Source organism: uncultured Salinibacterium sp. (assembly GCF_963974405.1).
Taxonomy (GTDB): domain Bacteria; phylum Actinomycetota; class Actinomycetes; order Actinomycetales; family Microbacteriaceae; genus Rhodoglobus.
Window position 1 is genome coordinate 885875 of the sequence record NZ_CAXBBH010000001.1, and the last position, 12846, is coordinate 898720.

The following is a 12846-nucleotide window of genomic DNA, read 5'->3' on the forward strand; positions in this document are numbered from 1 at the left end:
ACAGAAAGTTTCGCTATGACCTCTTCGACGACGCTTCCGTCGACTGGCAGTCGCAAGCCCATTGCGCGACGCAGCAACGACAGCATTCAGCGTGAAGGCCGAATGGCCTCGCTGCTGCTCTCGCCCACGTTCATCGTGCTCGCGCTCGTGATCATGTATCCGCTGCTCTCCGCTGTTTATCAGTCGCTTTTCAGCGCCAACTCCGGCCTCGATGCGAACGGATTCGTGGTGGAGGGCGAAAGCTTCGTGGGCTTCGGCAACTATGCCGAGATCTTCGCGGGAGCAGAATCGGGGCGCTTCTATAACGCACTGTGGAACACCACCTTCTTCACGTTTGTCACTGTTTCGCTGGAAACTGTGATCGGTGTCGGCTTTGCGGTGGCCATGAACCGGGCCTTCAAGGGCCGGGCATTCCTGCGCGCTGCCATCCTTATTCCGTGGGCTATCCCCACCGCAGTCTCCGGTCTGTTGTGGCGTTGGATTTTCCAATCAAACGGAATTGCCAACGATCTGCTCAACACTCAGATCTTGTGGACAGCGGAGGGCTTCGCGGCCCAAGCTGCGGTCATGATCGCCGAAGTGTGGAAGACCGCACCGTTTATTGGCCTGCTCGTGCTGGCTGGAATGCAGCTCATTCCCGAAGAGGTATATGAGGCTGCGAAGTTGGATGGTGCGAACGCGTGGAAACAGTTTGTTTCGATCACGCTTCCCCTCGTGCGTCCCGCGCTGCTCGTAGCGGTTCTCTTCCGCATGCTCGATTCGCTGCGGATGTTTGACCTCCCGTTCGTGCTCATCGGGCCGAGAAAGAGCTCGGTGGAAACGCTGTCGATTTTGGCGTGGGATGAGTCGAACCAATTGCAGTACGGCACGGCGTCCGCCTTCGCCATCATTCTTCTGGTGTACGTCGCCGTCATTGCTTTCGTTTTCATCCGTCTGCTGGGCGCAGATGTCGCTGGCGACGCTGACGCTAAAGCCACAAAACAGTCCCGCAGAAAAATCTCTCAAGCGCAGAAGGAGACGAGATAGTGACTACCGTCTCTGAACGAGAAGTAATTGCCGCTAGCGGTGCACGAGCCAGGCTGGGCAGCGGGCGCAAGCGGGCCACGGGTCTTGCCGGCATGGTTACCCGCTGGGTGGGTATCGCGATCGTCGCAGTGTATTGCCTTGCCCCGTTTTATTGGATGCTCGTCTCGAGTTTCCGCACCACCAATGACATTTTTGACACCTCGTTGCTGCCGTCTAGGTGGTCACTGGAGAGCTATGCGCAGGTGTTCGATTCGTCGAATGACTTCGGACGTTCACTCCTGAACAGCCTCATCGTCGCGGGGATCACGACAGTGTTCGCGCTTCTTTTGGGCATTTTCGCGGCCTATGCAATTGCGCGGCTCAAGTTCCGCTTCAAATCGGGCATTCTGGCCGTCATCATTGCGACCTCGATGTTTCCGGGGATCGCCGTTGTTGTTCCGCTGCTGCGACTGTTCACGGACATCGGCTGGATCAATACCTATCAGGCGATGATTGTGCCCAGCTTGTCGTTCGCGATTCCGCTCGCAGTGTGGAACCTCACGACGTTCATGAAGCAGCTGCCCAACGATCTCGAGCAGGCCGCAATGATCGACGGATGCACCAAGTGGCAAGCCTTCACGAAAATCTTGCTACCGCTCGCCGCGCCTGGTGTCTTCACGACGGCCATTCTGACGTTCATCCACAGCTGGAATGAATTCATCATCGCGCTCTCGATGGCTAATGACCCGGCGATTCAGACAGCAACAGTTGCCATCTCCAAGTTCACTGGGGCGAGCGACTTTCAGGCACCATTTGGGGCACAGATGGCGGCAGGCGTGATCGTCACTATCCCGCTGATGATTGTGGTGCTCCTCTTTCAGCGTCGCATTGTTGAGGGCTTGACCTCGGGGGCAACCAAGTGAGCGACTGGTGGGATAACGCTGTCATTTACGAGGTCTATCCGCGTTCCTTTGCGGATGCCGACGGCGACGGCATCGGAGATCTTCGGGGAATCATCGATCGGCTTCCCTACTTGGCATCGCTCGGCGTTGAAGGGCTCTGGCTGACGCCTTTTCAACGATCGCCTCAGATAGATCAGGGCTACGACATCAGCGACTACTGCGATGTAGACCCGCTCTTTGGAACCTTGAATGATTTCGATGAGTTGCTCGCTGCCGCGCACGACAAGGGAATGCGGATCCTCGTCGATATTGTGCCGAACCACACCTCGACCGAGAACCCTCTTTTCGAGGCAGCACTCGCCGCCGGACCGGGTTCACCGGAGCGGGACATGTTCGTATTTCGCGAGGGCCGAGGAGATAACTCAGAGCTTCCGCCGAACAACTGGCTTAGTGTCTTCGGCGGCCAAGCATGGCACCGAGCATGCCCTGAGTCCGCTGACGATACGCAGTGGTTCCTCCACTTGTTCTCTGCGGCACAACCTGACTGGAATTGGCACAATCCGGCCGTCGCCGAGTACTTCCACGGGGTCATCCGCTTCTGGTTGGACCGAGGGGTTGACGGCATCCGAGTCGATGTCGCACACGGTTTGTTCAAGGCGGAGGGTTTGCCCGATTCTCCGACGGTGCCGGTGGTGATTGATGGGCTGCGCTCAAACCCCTTGGCTATGGATCAAGAGCCCGTGCATGCCGTTTATCGAGAGTGGCGTCGCATTGCGAACGAATACGACCCGCCGCGACTTCTCGTCGGGGAGGTTAATCTCGAACCAGAGCGTTCGGCACGATACACGCGTCCCGACGAGCTGCATCAGACGTTTGCTTTCGCCTTCGCCAAGCTCGGCTGGGATGCAGCGGAGTGGTCGGCAGTCGGGCGCCAGTTGGAGACCGTTCGGCGCACCGTTGGCTCGGCTCCGAGTTGGGCCCTCGAAAATCACGACATTGTTCGTGCTGCAACACGATTGGGCACTGGCGTCCGTGGTCGTAAACGTGCCCGGGCTGCGCTCGTTGCGCTGCTTGGCCTTCCCGGCACCGTCTACGTCTATCAGGGGCAGGAACTCGGCTTGCCCGAAGTAGATGTTCCGGTAGAAAAGCGCGCCGACCCGATGTGGTTCAACGGTGGAGTGAGTCGGGATGGTGCCCGCGTTCCACTGCCTTGGACAACGCAGGCTTCGGGAACCTACGGTTTCTCTACGGAGAACGGTGTTAGTCCATGGCTCCCGGCTCCCGAAGGGTGGGGCGAGTATGCCGTCGACTCACAAGACGAGTCGGAGGGGTCGATGCTCACGCTCTTCCGTAACGCTACTGAACTGCGGGCCCGTCTGCTGCAGTCAGCGGCATCCGCCGACTCGTTTTCCCTTGAGTGGACGCTGGATGCTGACGGCCGGCTCATGGTGGTGCGTAGCGATGGCGTTCGAGTCGTAGTGGCGATGGGCGAAACCTCCGTGCGGCTGCCTGCTGGTGAGGTTGTGATTAGCTCAGAGCCCGTAGCGGATGGGGTGTTGCCGGTAGATGCTGCCGCTTGGGTGGTGCCGGAGTAAGCCACAGCCGCTCCGGCTGCGTCGTCCGCTCTGGCCGATCCTCGACCCTGGCTGGTGCCGTCGGATTCGGCTACGGCTGTTTGGCCGCGGCCGGGGGCGTCGGCTGCGCATAGTGGTGCTCACCGATCGCGCCCTTCTCCACGACATCCAGGATGCGGGCGGCGCGCACGGCTGGCGTCTTGATGCCGGTGAGCCGCGCATAAATCTGAAAGCGCTCACTGCGGGTGAGGCTGGCGTGAAACTCTGCCGAGGCCGGGTTTGCGTCGAGGGCGGCCTGCAGGTCTGGGGGAGTCGTCATGTTCTTCTGGCTGTAGGCGGCATCCCAGCGTCCGTCTGCCTTGGCGCGCTCGACTTCGGCGAGGCCGCCTGGCCGCATCTGGCCCTCCTCGATGAGGCGAGCAACGTGGTCGCGGTTTACTTGTGACCAAGGGCTGTTCTTGCGGCGCGGGGTGAAGGCTTGCAGCGTGTAGTCGTCGTCGAGGCGTGCCATTTGGCCGTCGATCCATCCGAAGCACAGGGCAACGTCGAGAGCTTCGCTCCAGGTGATACCGGGGGCCTTCGACAGTTTCTTACGGAGCTTGAGGCGCACTCCCTCGGGCGACGGCTCGTTCTCGAGGTAGTCCGTCCACTCGGCGATGGTGACGTCGAGGATGGGTTTGTCGGCGAAGCTGGCCATGGTGAAGTCCTCCTGGAGTGCGTCGCTTTCAAGCATCGCATCATCCACTGACGACTACTCCTGCTCGCTGAACAAAGACTGATTCGTCACTCCGGGTCACACAGGCGTTGAATAGGGTCATGCGAGCTACTTACATTTACGGCGCCGGCGATGTCCGCGTCATCACAGCCCCTGACCCGAAGCTCATCGAGAGCACTGACGCGGTCGTTCGCATCACCCGCGCGTGCGTGTGTGGCAGCGATCTGCACCCGTTCCATTCCATGCCAGCGGATGCGGATGCTCGCCCCATCGGCCACGAATTCATCGGCGTGGTCGAAGAGCTGGGTAAGGATGTCGCCACCCTCAAGGTCGGCGACTTCGTCATCGCCCCCTTTGCCTACTCCGACGGAACCTGCGAGTTCTGCCTCGAAGGGCTGCAGACCTCGTGCATCCACGGTGGGTATTGGGGCAACGGTGGAATCACCGGCGGCCAGGCCGAAGCCGTGCGCGTGCCCTTCGCCGACGGCACCCTCGTGAAGGTTCCCGGCACCGTCGACGAGTCGCAGTACGCCGGACTCCTCACCCTCTCTGACGTCTACGCCACCGGGTGGCACGCGGCCTACAAGGCACGCGTCGCGCCAGGCCAGACCGTCACCGTCATCGGTGACGGAGCTGTCGGCCTCCTCGCTGTGCTCTCCGCAAAGCAAATGGGTGCCGAGCGCATCATCCTCATGGGGCGTCACAAGGCACGCACCGACCTTGGCATCACGTTCGGAGCTACGGATGTCGTAGCCGAGCGAGGCGAAGAAGGCATCGCTCACGTGCGCGAACTCACCGGCGGCACGGGAAGCCACGCGGTTCTTGAAGCTGTCGGCTTCATGCCCGCGTACGAGCAGGCCCTCGGGGTCGTTCGTGCCGGCGGTGTGATCAGTCGTGTAGGTGTTCCCCAGTATGAGGATGCGCCTGTCGGGCGCCGCAGCCTCTTCGGCAAGAACGTGACCCTCACCGGTGGCGTTGCGCCCGCTCGCGCTTACATTGAGCAGCTGCTGCCCGCAGTGCTCGACGGAACCGTCAACCCCGGCCTCGTCTTCGACCAGACAGTGAAGCTCGAGCAGACCCCCGATGGCTACACCGCGATGGATGAGCGCACCGCGCTCAAGGTGATGGTCGACCCGACGTAACACCCGCACGGCATCCTCCGACAGGCGCTGGTTAAACAGCGATGTCGAAGGCCGTTAGGGTTTAAGTAACCCCGACGGCCTTCGACATTCTTTGCTGGGCCTCCTGTCGGATTCGAACCGACGACCCCCGCTTTACAAGAGCGGTGCTCTAGCCAGCTGAGCTAAGGAGGCTTGGGCCAACGTCCTATTTTAGACATGACTACACCTATGCTTCCAACCAAATCGCAAAGTCGTCGCCGCGCACTCGCCGGAATTGTTGCCGCTGTGCTCGCTGGAGGCCTTGTTGCGACTCAAAGTCGGGTCAATGGCGAGCTCGCGGTGGAACTTCACGACTCCACGCTTGCCGCGCTGATTTCTTTCGGATCGGGGCTCGTGATCCTTGCTGCGATCGTCCCATTTGTGCCTAGCGCCCGCAGAGGTTTGCGCTCGCTCCGCACCGAAGTCGGCAGCAAACGGCTGCCGTGGTGGTACCTCACGGGCGGCGCTTTCGGCGCATTCTTTGTGCTCACTCAGGGGCTCGCAGCGACAGCTCTCGGGGTGGCCCTCTTCACCGTTGCGGTCGTCGCGAGCCAGACGATTAGTTCCGCGGTTATCGACCGCGTCGGAATCGGCAGCCTTCAGAAGCGACCCGTCACAGCACTCCGGGTCGCGGCATCCGCACTCGCCGTTGGGGCCGTTATTTTCTCTGGACTAGCAGATCTGCGCCTCGACGGCCCGTTCTTGCTCGTATTTTTGCCACTAGCGGCGGGCTTCGGCATCGGATGGCAACAAGCCATCAACGGTCACGTGCGTCATGTGACCCGGTCGCCTCTCACCGCAACCTTCGTCAACTTCGTTGTCGGCACCTCGGTGCTCGCGGTTGCGGCCGTCGCTTATGGTTTTGCCGGAGGATGGCAGCACGAGTTCCCGACCGATCCCACGCTGTACATTGGGGGAGCGATTGGGGTGGTCTTCATCGCAGTGGCCGCTGTGCTCGTGCCGATCACGGGTGTGCTCTTCTTTGCTCTCGCGTCAATCTCTGGCCAGCTCATCGGCGCGCTCGCGCTCGAAATTTTCTTGCCTACAGACAGCGAAGGGGTGGCACCAACCACCGTAATCGGTGTGGTGCTCACCCTCATCGCCGTAGCGATCGCCTCACTAGCGAGTCAGCGACCGCCCAAGAAACTGTCGAAGAACTAATTCTCCTCGTCGAACTCCAACGACGTCGAGTTCAAGCAAAAACGATCACCGGTTGGCGTCTGGTGGGCATCATCAAAGAGGTGACCCAAGTGCGAGCCACAGGTTGCACAGACAACTTCGGTGCGCACCATTCCGAGTGAGCGGTCTTCGCGCAGTTCAACAGCATCCGGGTTGATCGCTTCATAAAAGCTGGGCCATCCCGAACCAGAATCGAACTTGGTGTCGCTCTTGAAAAGCTCAGCGCTGCAGGCGCCGCAACGGTAAGTGCCGGCACGCTTTTCGTCGAGAAGGGCTCCAGACCACGGGCGATCGGTGCCTGCTTCACGCAGAACCGAGTACTTCAGGCCGAGTTCTTCGCGCCACTCTTCTTCTGTTTTATTCACCTTGTACGTCATAGTGGTCTCCTTAATCGTCAGCGTGCGCTGCCCAGTACATTAAACTCGCAGTTGTGTCTATTGATTCCGTGATCGCCAAGTCTTGGGGCGAATTAACAACAACCGAGCTCTACTCGATCATGAAACTGCGCACAGACGTATTTTTTGTTGAGCAAAAAGTCGACGAAACTGAACTCGACGACCGCGATCAAGAAGCGGCCACCCGACACTACTGGATCGCTGACAACCACGGCGTCGCGGCTTATGTGCGAGTTCTTCACAACGAAACCGCCGAATATCTTGACGGTCATTGCGTCATCGGCCGTGTAGTTGTGCGTGAAGACCGCCGCGGTGAGGGCCTCGCCCAGATCATCATGAAGCGCATTGTCGACGACTACAGCGACCAAGCGATGATGTTGCACGCCCAGCAGTACATTGTGCCGCTCTACACAAAATTCGGATTCGAAGCATTCGGCGACCTCTATGAAGAGGCCACCATCATGCACCAATCGATGTACCGCCCCGCTCAGTAATGCGTCGCCTCAACGTCTGCTTGCTCGGCCCCGCCGCGCTCATCATCACCGCTGTTGCCATCGCGCTGACGCCGATGACGAGCACTGCCGCGGTTCCGGATGCCGCGGGCGCGCGTTCCGCTCCCGCCCAGGTCGCTCCCGCCGAGGGCACTCTCGCCGCCGATTCCGCGATCTGTGATGTAACGGATGCGGCAATCACTTGGGGCGTCAAAGAGTCACTTCGGTCGTACATCAGTGGCACGATCGCGAACGGCGAATGGACGGTGGGCGACGGTGCCACCTACGAGACCCCAAACTTTGGCTGGACGGCAGGCTCCGGCAAACTCGATGCCGGTGAAGGTGCTCTCGCGTTCGACGGAACACTTCGATTCACTGGGCATGATGGCATCCTCGACACGACCCTCAACGGCCTCGAGATAGTTTTTGATGCCAGCACAACCGCAACGATCGTCTTTGACGTTTCAGGCACCACTCAAGAAGGACTCCCCGTGGATGCCGCGGGTGTCGATTTCGCCACGATCGATGTCTCTGCCATCACCGTCGACGACGGCACAGCGCTTCTCGAAGGCGCACCCGTCACCCTTACCGAGGCCGGATCCGATGCGTTCGGAACCTACCCCGCCGGCGAAGAACTTGATCCCATAACCGTCAGTTTTAGCGCGACTCCAGAATGCATGCCCGAACCACGCGTGCGTAACCCGGTGCTCTCCCGCAATCTCGTCGTGATGGCTTCAGTGATCGCGCTCGTCTGGGGTATTGGAGTCGTGTTCTACGTCAGTCGCCGTCGAGGCACCTCACGTCTCCGCGGCACCAAAAACACACCCGGGAATGGCGCAGCAGACTCGACCGACGGTGGTAGCTCAGGCAACAATTTCCCCACGTCAGACAGCAGCGACAAGTAATCGCAGCGGACTACGAGCCTGACATTGGCGCGTAGATGGCCCGAGCGAGAGCATCCAGCACCGTCACAGTGCGGGGACCAAAGCTCAAAATCTCTCCGTCATCCATCTCCACAAAACGCTGATTCTTGCCCGCCTCGGTCAATGCGACCGCGGGGCGCGCTTCGAGTAAACCGCTCACCCCGCCGACGCTCTCAAGGCCACCCGTCATCACCAAAATAAGATCGGGATTCGCCGCGACCATAGCCTCATCCGTCATCGGACGCATGCCCTCGAGGCCGATCTCGGCCGCAACATCCACGCCGCCCAAAGCGCTGATCAACACATCAGAACCCGACTCCTGGCCGAACAAGTAATAGACGCCAGACGTGCCCCTCAAATAGAGAAACATCATCCGCAAGCGTTCGCCCGAGGGAACAATCTCAGCAATCTCAGCGACCTTCGCGTCAATCTCGGCACTCAACTTGGCTCCAAGAGCGTCGCCAGCAGCCGGTGCACCCAGCGCCGCCGCCGTCTGGCGCGCCAACTCCGCGACCCCAGCCACCGACGGTTCAGTGTCAACAAAGACCACCGGGATGCCAGCATCACGCAACTGCACAACCACATCAATCGGGCCGATCGACCCATCTGTCAGCACCAGATCAGGGCGCAACGCCAAAATGGCTTCGCTATTGACCGTGTGAGCGTTCGACGTAATCACCGGCAAATCGGATGCCTCATCAAACGTTGTCGAAATATCCCGAGCCACCAACGACTCAACCAAACCCAGCCCTGCAACAGTCGCCGCAATCGACCCCGAAATATCCATGGCAATAACACGATCCGTTGACGACACCGTCACCGGAACATCGCCAGACAAATCGTGCGACTGCACCGTGACAGGCAACGACTGCACGGGCGCAGCATCCGGAGCCACAATTCCGGATGTCGGAAGCGCAGCCCGCACCAACCCGCTGTAGTCCTTCACATCATCCAATACCGTCAACGCAGACAGGGGAGAGGAAAGATCAGCCGTGACAGTGACCGCCGAAGACTCCGCGACGCTTGACGACGAGCATCCACTCGCCGCAAACGCAACGCCAGACAACACCACAGCAGCAGTGATGAATCGAGTGCGCATGAAAACCAATCAGAGAAGGCGGGTACTAAGGCAATCCTAACCTCGACCGCCGCAAATCGGGCTCAGAAGCCGAGTCGCTCGGCAGCTACCCAATGCCCACGCCCTAGGCTTATCTCCACAGTGGAGGTATAGCCATGTCAGAAAACGAAACCGCATCGCACCCCACTACAGGTCTGTCCGAACGCGACAGCGCCATCCTTGACTTCGAACGACAGTGGACTCGTCACGTCGGAGCAAAAGAAGAAGCAATCAGCTCCCAGTTTCAGGTCTCCAGCGCGCGCTATTATCAAATGCTTAACGCAGTAATCGACACCGCCGCCGCCGTACGCTACGACCCCATGTTGGTCTCGCGACTGCGCCGCACTCGAGACAATCGCAAGCGCGCCGTGCGCACCACCACCAGCCTCCACGACGAAGAATCGACAAACTAAGCAATGGCGAGTTACCCGAAAGATAGATTCGACGAACTTCCCGACGACGTCGAACGGATTGGCGCCCACCGCGGCCCCAAGCGACGCGGGCGCGGCTGGATCGGCCTCGCCTGGGCACTGCTCGCCACCGGAATCCTCGTCTTTGGTGGCCTCTTTGGACTCAGCCAATACCTCGACGACGACCTCGGCATCCCCTTCTTCGCCACCCCCGAAGAACCCATCGTCACCCCCGAACCCGTCGAAACAGTCGCCCCGGTCACCGACCCCACCACCATCGACCCGGAACGTGCAATCACCATCGACGTGCTCAACGGCACCCCCGAAAGTGGACTCCAAACCACTGTCCTCGACGAACTCAAAGCCGCAGGCTGGCCAACCGGCAGCGCCGCCCCCGCCTCAGCGCGAGACATCGAAGACACCTATATCTACTACAGCAACGCAGCCGACGAAGACATAGCCGCCGGACTAGCACTCACCCTCGGCCACGGAGAAATTCGCCTCGTCGAAGCCGACGTCTTCCCCGGCGCCCAAATCACCATAGTCATCGGAACTGACTACCTCGCCCCCGCAACAGAGACCACCGAAGAACCCACCGAATAGCGCGCCACCCTGCGATAAGTAGCGCGCCACGGGGCACACAAAGCAGCGGCAAACGAAACTCGCAGCAGCACGCAACTCAGCCGCGAGCCCACACGCAAACCAACGCGCTCGTAGCGTGCACACCCAGCCAGTCAAACTGCGCCGCGCTGTCTTGCGCTCGCCCCTGTCGAGTGCGCTGAGCTGTCTTGCACTCGCCCCTATCGAGTGCTAATTTTGACCTTGGCACTCGCACAGTTCGAGTGCCAACTTATTCGCTTGTACGACGTCCGGGAGGGACGAGAAACACACATGGCAAAGATCATTGCTTTCAACGAAGAGGCCCGTCGCGGCCTCGAGCGCGGCCTGAACACTCTCGCCGACGCCGTAAAGGTCACCCTCGGCCCACGTGGCCGCAACGTAGTTCTTGAAAAGAAGTGGGGCGCCCCCACCATCACGAACGACGGTGTGTCCATCGCCAAGGAGATCGAACTCGACGACCCGTTCGAGAAGATCGGCGCAGAGCTCGTCAAAGAGGTAGCGAAGAAGACGGATGACGTAGCCGGAGACGGTACGACCACTTCTGTTGTTCTCGCTCAGGCTCTCGTTCGCGAAGGCCTCCGCAACGTTGCTGCCGGTGCAGACCCCATCAGCCTCAAGCGTGGAATCGAAAAGGCAACCAACTCGGTCATCGAGGCACTGGTTGCTAGCGCCAAGGAGATCGAAACCAAGGAAGAGATCGCGGCTACGGCATCCATCTCTGCTGGTGACCCCGAGATCGGCGCACTTATCGCCGAAGCTATCGACAAGGTCGGCAAGGAAGGTGTAGTCACCGTTGAGGAGTCGAACACGTTCGGCACCGAGCTGGAGCTCACCGAAGGTATGCGCTTCGACAAGGGATTCTTGTCGGCATACTTCGTCACAGACCAAGAGCGTCAAGAAGCAGTCTTCGAAGACCCTTACGTTCTCATCGTCAATGGCAAGATCTCGAACATCAAGGATCTCCTGCCCATCGTTGACAAGGTAATCCAGAGCGGCAAGCAGCTTCTCATCATTGCCGAAGACGTCGACGGAGAAGCTCTTGCAACTCTCGTTGTGAACAAGATCCGTGGCATCTTCAAGTCGGTTGCCGTCAAGGCTCCTGGCTTTGGAGACCGTCGCAAGGCTCAGCTCGCTGACATCGCCATCCTCACCGGTGGACAGGTCATCTCCGAAGAGGTCGGCCTCAAGCTCGAAAACGCCACCCTCGAACTCCTCGGTCGCGCCCGCAAGGTCGTTATCACCAAGGACGAGACCACGATCATCGAAGGTGCGGGTGACGAAGAGGCGATCGCAGGTCGCGTCAAGCAGATCCGCGCCGAGATCGACAACACCGACAGCGACTACGACCGTGAGAAGCTCCAGGAGCGCCTCGCAAAGCTCGCCGGTGGTGTTGCGGTAATCAAGGCTGGTGCAGCAACTGAGGTTGAACTCAAGGAGCGCAAGCACCGCATCGAGGACGCAGTCCGCAACGCAAAGGCTGCTGTTGAAGAGGGAATCGTCGCCGGTGGTGGCGTCGCCCTAATTCAGGCCGGCAAGATTGCCTTCGACAGCCAGGCAATGGCTGACCTCGTTGGTGACGAAGCGACCGGTGCAAACATCGTTCGCGTTGCCATCGACGCACCACTCAAGCAGATCGCGCTCAACGCCGGTCTCGAGCCTGGTGTTGTTGCTGACAAGGTTCGCCACCTCACGGTTGGCCACGGCCTCAACGCAGCGACCGGTGAATACGTCGACATGCTCGCTGCGGGAATCAACGACCCGGTCAAGGTAACCCGCTCGGCGCTGCTCAACGCATCGTCGATCGCAGGACTCTTCCTCACGACTGAAGCCGTTGTTGCTGACAAGCCTGAGAAGAACCCTGCACCGATGGGTGACCCGTCGGGTGGCATGGACTTCTAAGTCTCACCGCTTCACACAGCGTTACCGCTGAACACAGAATGGGCGTCTCCTTCGGGAGGCGCCCATTCTTGCGTTAACGTCGTGCTTCGGTGCGCGACCCCGCCGTGCGGCAGGAGCGATGTTCTGGCCCTAGCGAGAGAAGAGCCGCGCGTTTGCGGCTTCGATTTCTGCGTACTGCTGCCCTGCTTGACTGAGCGCTGAATTAATGGCGGCAAGGTTCTCTTCAACCCGCTGCTGAGTCGCCTTCCAGTCGGTAACGACCGTAGAGAAGGCTGCTGCCGCTTGACCCGTCCACGACCCCTGTAGGTTCGTGAGCTGGCCGTGAAGCCCTGCCACCTCGGCTTGAATGCGACTAATTGAGTTCTGAACCGCTCCGGTCGCGCTGAGAACGGCTTCGCTATCTACTTGGTATCGAGTCATAACTCGACGGTAGATCCTGGCGAATAGCCGAATCA

Annotated in this window: 14 protein-coding genes and 1 tRNA gene; 10 read left to right on the forward strand and 5 right to left on the reverse strand. The window is 60.0% G+C overall.

Annotated elements, in window-relative coordinates:
* Positions 1–15 precede the first annotated feature (15 nt).
* Genes AACZ26_RS04345 through AACZ26_RS04355 form a run of 3 tightly spaced genes read left to right on the forward strand, consistent with a single transcriptional unit; the run spans position 16 to position 3502 of the window.
* Positions 16–1026 carry a sugar ABC transporter permease gene (locus AACZ26_RS04345; protein ID WP_339619408.1) on the forward strand — a complete coding sequence of 337 codons (1011 nt, stop codon included), beginning with the start codon at positions 16–18 and terminating at the stop codon, positions 1024–1026.
* The gene (locus AACZ26_RS04350; protein ID WP_339619410.1) at positions 1026–1928 is read left to right on the forward strand and encodes a carbohydrate ABC transporter permease; all 903 of its coding nucleotides are present in this window, start codon (positions 1026–1028) and stop codon (positions 1926–1928) included. Before AACZ26_RS04345 ends, AACZ26_RS04350 begins: the two co-directional genes overlap by 1 nt.
* Complete coding sequence (locus AACZ26_RS04355) at positions 1925–3502, forward strand: alpha-amylase family glycosyl hydrolase (RefSeq protein WP_339619412.1); 1578 nt, start codon at positions 1925–1927, stop codon at positions 3500–3502. Before AACZ26_RS04350 ends, AACZ26_RS04355 begins: the two co-directional genes overlap by 4 nt.
* Positions 3503–3572: 70 nt before the next feature.
* Here AACZ26_RS04355 and AACZ26_RS04360 read toward each other — a convergent pair whose 3' ends face one another.
* On the reverse strand, positions 3573–4214 hold the full coding sequence (locus tag AACZ26_RS04360; RefSeq protein WP_339619414.1) for a YdeI/OmpD-associated family protein: 642 nt from the start codon (positions 4212–4214) through the stop codon (positions 3573–3575).
* Between the two features lie 83 nt (positions 4215–4297).
* Between AACZ26_RS04360 and AACZ26_RS04365 the strand changes: the two genes are divergently transcribed.
* The gene (locus AACZ26_RS04365) at positions 4298–5338 is read left to right on the forward strand and encodes a zinc-binding dehydrogenase (protein WP_339619417.1); all 1041 of its coding nucleotides are present in this window, start codon (positions 4298–4300) and stop codon (positions 5336–5338) included.
* A gap of 97 nt (positions 5339–5435) precedes the next feature.
* Here AACZ26_RS04365 and AACZ26_RS04370 read toward each other — a convergent pair.
* Positions 5436–5509 (reverse strand) — tRNA-Thr (locus AACZ26_RS04370).
* A gap of 36 nt (positions 5510–5545) precedes the next feature.
* Here AACZ26_RS04370 and AACZ26_RS04375 point away from each other — a divergent pair.
* Positions 5546–6517: a DMT family transporter gene (locus tag AACZ26_RS04375; RefSeq protein ID WP_339619419.1), complete on the forward strand. Its 972-nt coding sequence runs from the start codon at positions 5546–5548 to the stop codon at positions 6515–6517.
* On the opposite strand, the gene msrB is transcribed toward AACZ26_RS04375, so the two are convergent.
* Positions 6514–6912, reverse strand: coding sequence for a peptide-methionine (R)-S-oxide reductase MsrB (msrB, locus tag AACZ26_RS04380; RefSeq protein WP_339619420.1), 399 nt, complete (start codon positions 6910–6912; stop codon positions 6514–6516). The genes AACZ26_RS04375 and msrB overlap by 4 nt on opposite strands.
* A 53-nt stretch (positions 6913–6965) precedes the next feature.
* On the opposite strand from msrB, the gene AACZ26_RS04385 reads away from it, so the two are divergent.
* Positions 6966–7424, forward strand: coding sequence for a GNAT family N-acetyltransferase (locus AACZ26_RS04385; RefSeq protein WP_339619421.1), 459 nt, complete (start codon positions 6966–6968; stop codon positions 7422–7424).
* On the forward strand, positions 7424–8326 hold the full coding sequence (locus AACZ26_RS04390) for an HtaA domain-containing protein (RefSeq protein ID WP_339619422.1): 903 nt from the start codon (positions 7424–7426) through the stop codon (positions 8324–8326). The genes AACZ26_RS04385 and AACZ26_RS04390 overlap by 1 nt, the downstream gene beginning before the upstream one ends.
* Positions 8327–8336: 10 nt before the next feature.
* Here AACZ26_RS04390 and AACZ26_RS04395 read toward each other — a convergent pair whose 3' ends face one another.
* On the reverse strand, positions 8337–9443 hold the full coding sequence (locus AACZ26_RS04395; RefSeq protein WP_339619423.1) for an ABC transporter substrate-binding protein: 1107 nt from the start codon (positions 9441–9443) through the stop codon (positions 8337–8339).
* Between the two features lie 134 nt (positions 9444–9577).
* On the opposite strand from AACZ26_RS04395, the gene AACZ26_RS04400 reads away from it, so the two are divergent.
* From AACZ26_RS04400 to groL, 3 genes are all read left to right on the forward strand, one after another.
* On the forward strand, positions 9578–9874 hold the full coding sequence (locus AACZ26_RS04400; RefSeq protein WP_339619425.1) for a DUF3263 domain-containing protein: 297 nt from the start codon (positions 9578–9580) through the stop codon (positions 9872–9874).
* Between the two features lie 3 nt (positions 9875–9877).
* Entirely contained in the window at positions 9878–10474 is a 597-nt protein-coding gene (locus AACZ26_RS04405) for a LytR C-terminal domain-containing protein (protein WP_339619427.1), read from the forward strand.
* Between the two features lie 288 nt (positions 10475–10762).
* The gene (groL, locus tag AACZ26_RS04410) at positions 10763–12391 is read left to right on the forward strand and encodes a chaperonin GroEL (protein ID WP_339619428.1); all 1629 of its coding nucleotides are present in this window, start codon (positions 10763–10765) and stop codon (positions 12389–12391) included.
* Between the two features lie 129 nt (positions 12392–12520).
* Here the strand turns inward: groL and AACZ26_RS04415 are convergent, their stop codons facing one another.
* Complete coding sequence (locus tag AACZ26_RS04415) at positions 12521–12811, reverse strand: WXG100 family type VII secretion target (RefSeq protein WP_339619429.1); 291 nt, start codon at positions 12809–12811, stop codon at positions 12521–12523.
* Between the last annotated feature and the right edge of the window lie 35 nt (positions 12812–12846).

Coding starts and splice junctions, on each gene's coding strand:
- AACZ26_RS04390 (WP_339619422.1), top strand. CDS start 7,424: ATGCGTCGCCTCAACGTCTGCTTGCTCGGCCCCGCCGCGCTCATCATC.
- AACZ26_RS04395 (WP_339619423.1), bottom strand. CDS start 9,443: ATGCGCACTCGATTCATCACTGCTGCTGTGGTGTTGTCTGGCGTTGCG.
- AACZ26_RS04400 (WP_339619425.1), top strand. CDS start 9,578: ATGTCAGAAAACGAAACCGCATCGCACCCCACTACAGGTCTGTCCGAA.
- groL (WP_339619428.1), top strand. CDS start 10,763: ATGGCAAAGATCATTGCTTTCAACGAAGAGGCCCGTCGCGGCCTCGAG.
- AACZ26_RS04365 (WP_339619417.1), top strand. CDS start 4,298: ATGCGAGCTACTTACATTTACGGCGCCGGCGATGTCCGCGTCATCACA.
- AACZ26_RS04415 (WP_339619429.1), bottom strand. CDS start 12,811: ATGACTCGATACCAAGTAGATAGCGAAGCCGTTCTCAGCGCGACCGGA.
- AACZ26_RS04375 (WP_339619419.1), top strand. CDS start 5,546: ATGCTTCCAACCAAATCGCAAAGTCGTCGCCGCGCACTCGCCGGAATT.
- AACZ26_RS04405 (WP_339619427.1), top strand. CDS start 9,878: ATGGCGAGTTACCCGAAAGATAGATTCGACGAACTTCCCGACGACGTC.
- msrB (WP_339619420.1), bottom strand. CDS start 6,912: ATGACGTACAAGGTGAATAAAACAGAAGAAGAGTGGCGCGAAGAACTC.
- AACZ26_RS04345 (WP_339619408.1), top strand. CDS start 16: ATGACCTCTTCGACGACGCTTCCGTCGACTGGCAGTCGCAAGCCCATT.
- AACZ26_RS04360 (WP_339619414.1), bottom strand. CDS start 4,214: ATGCTTGAAAGCGACGCACTCCAGGAGGACTTCACCATGGCCAGCTTC.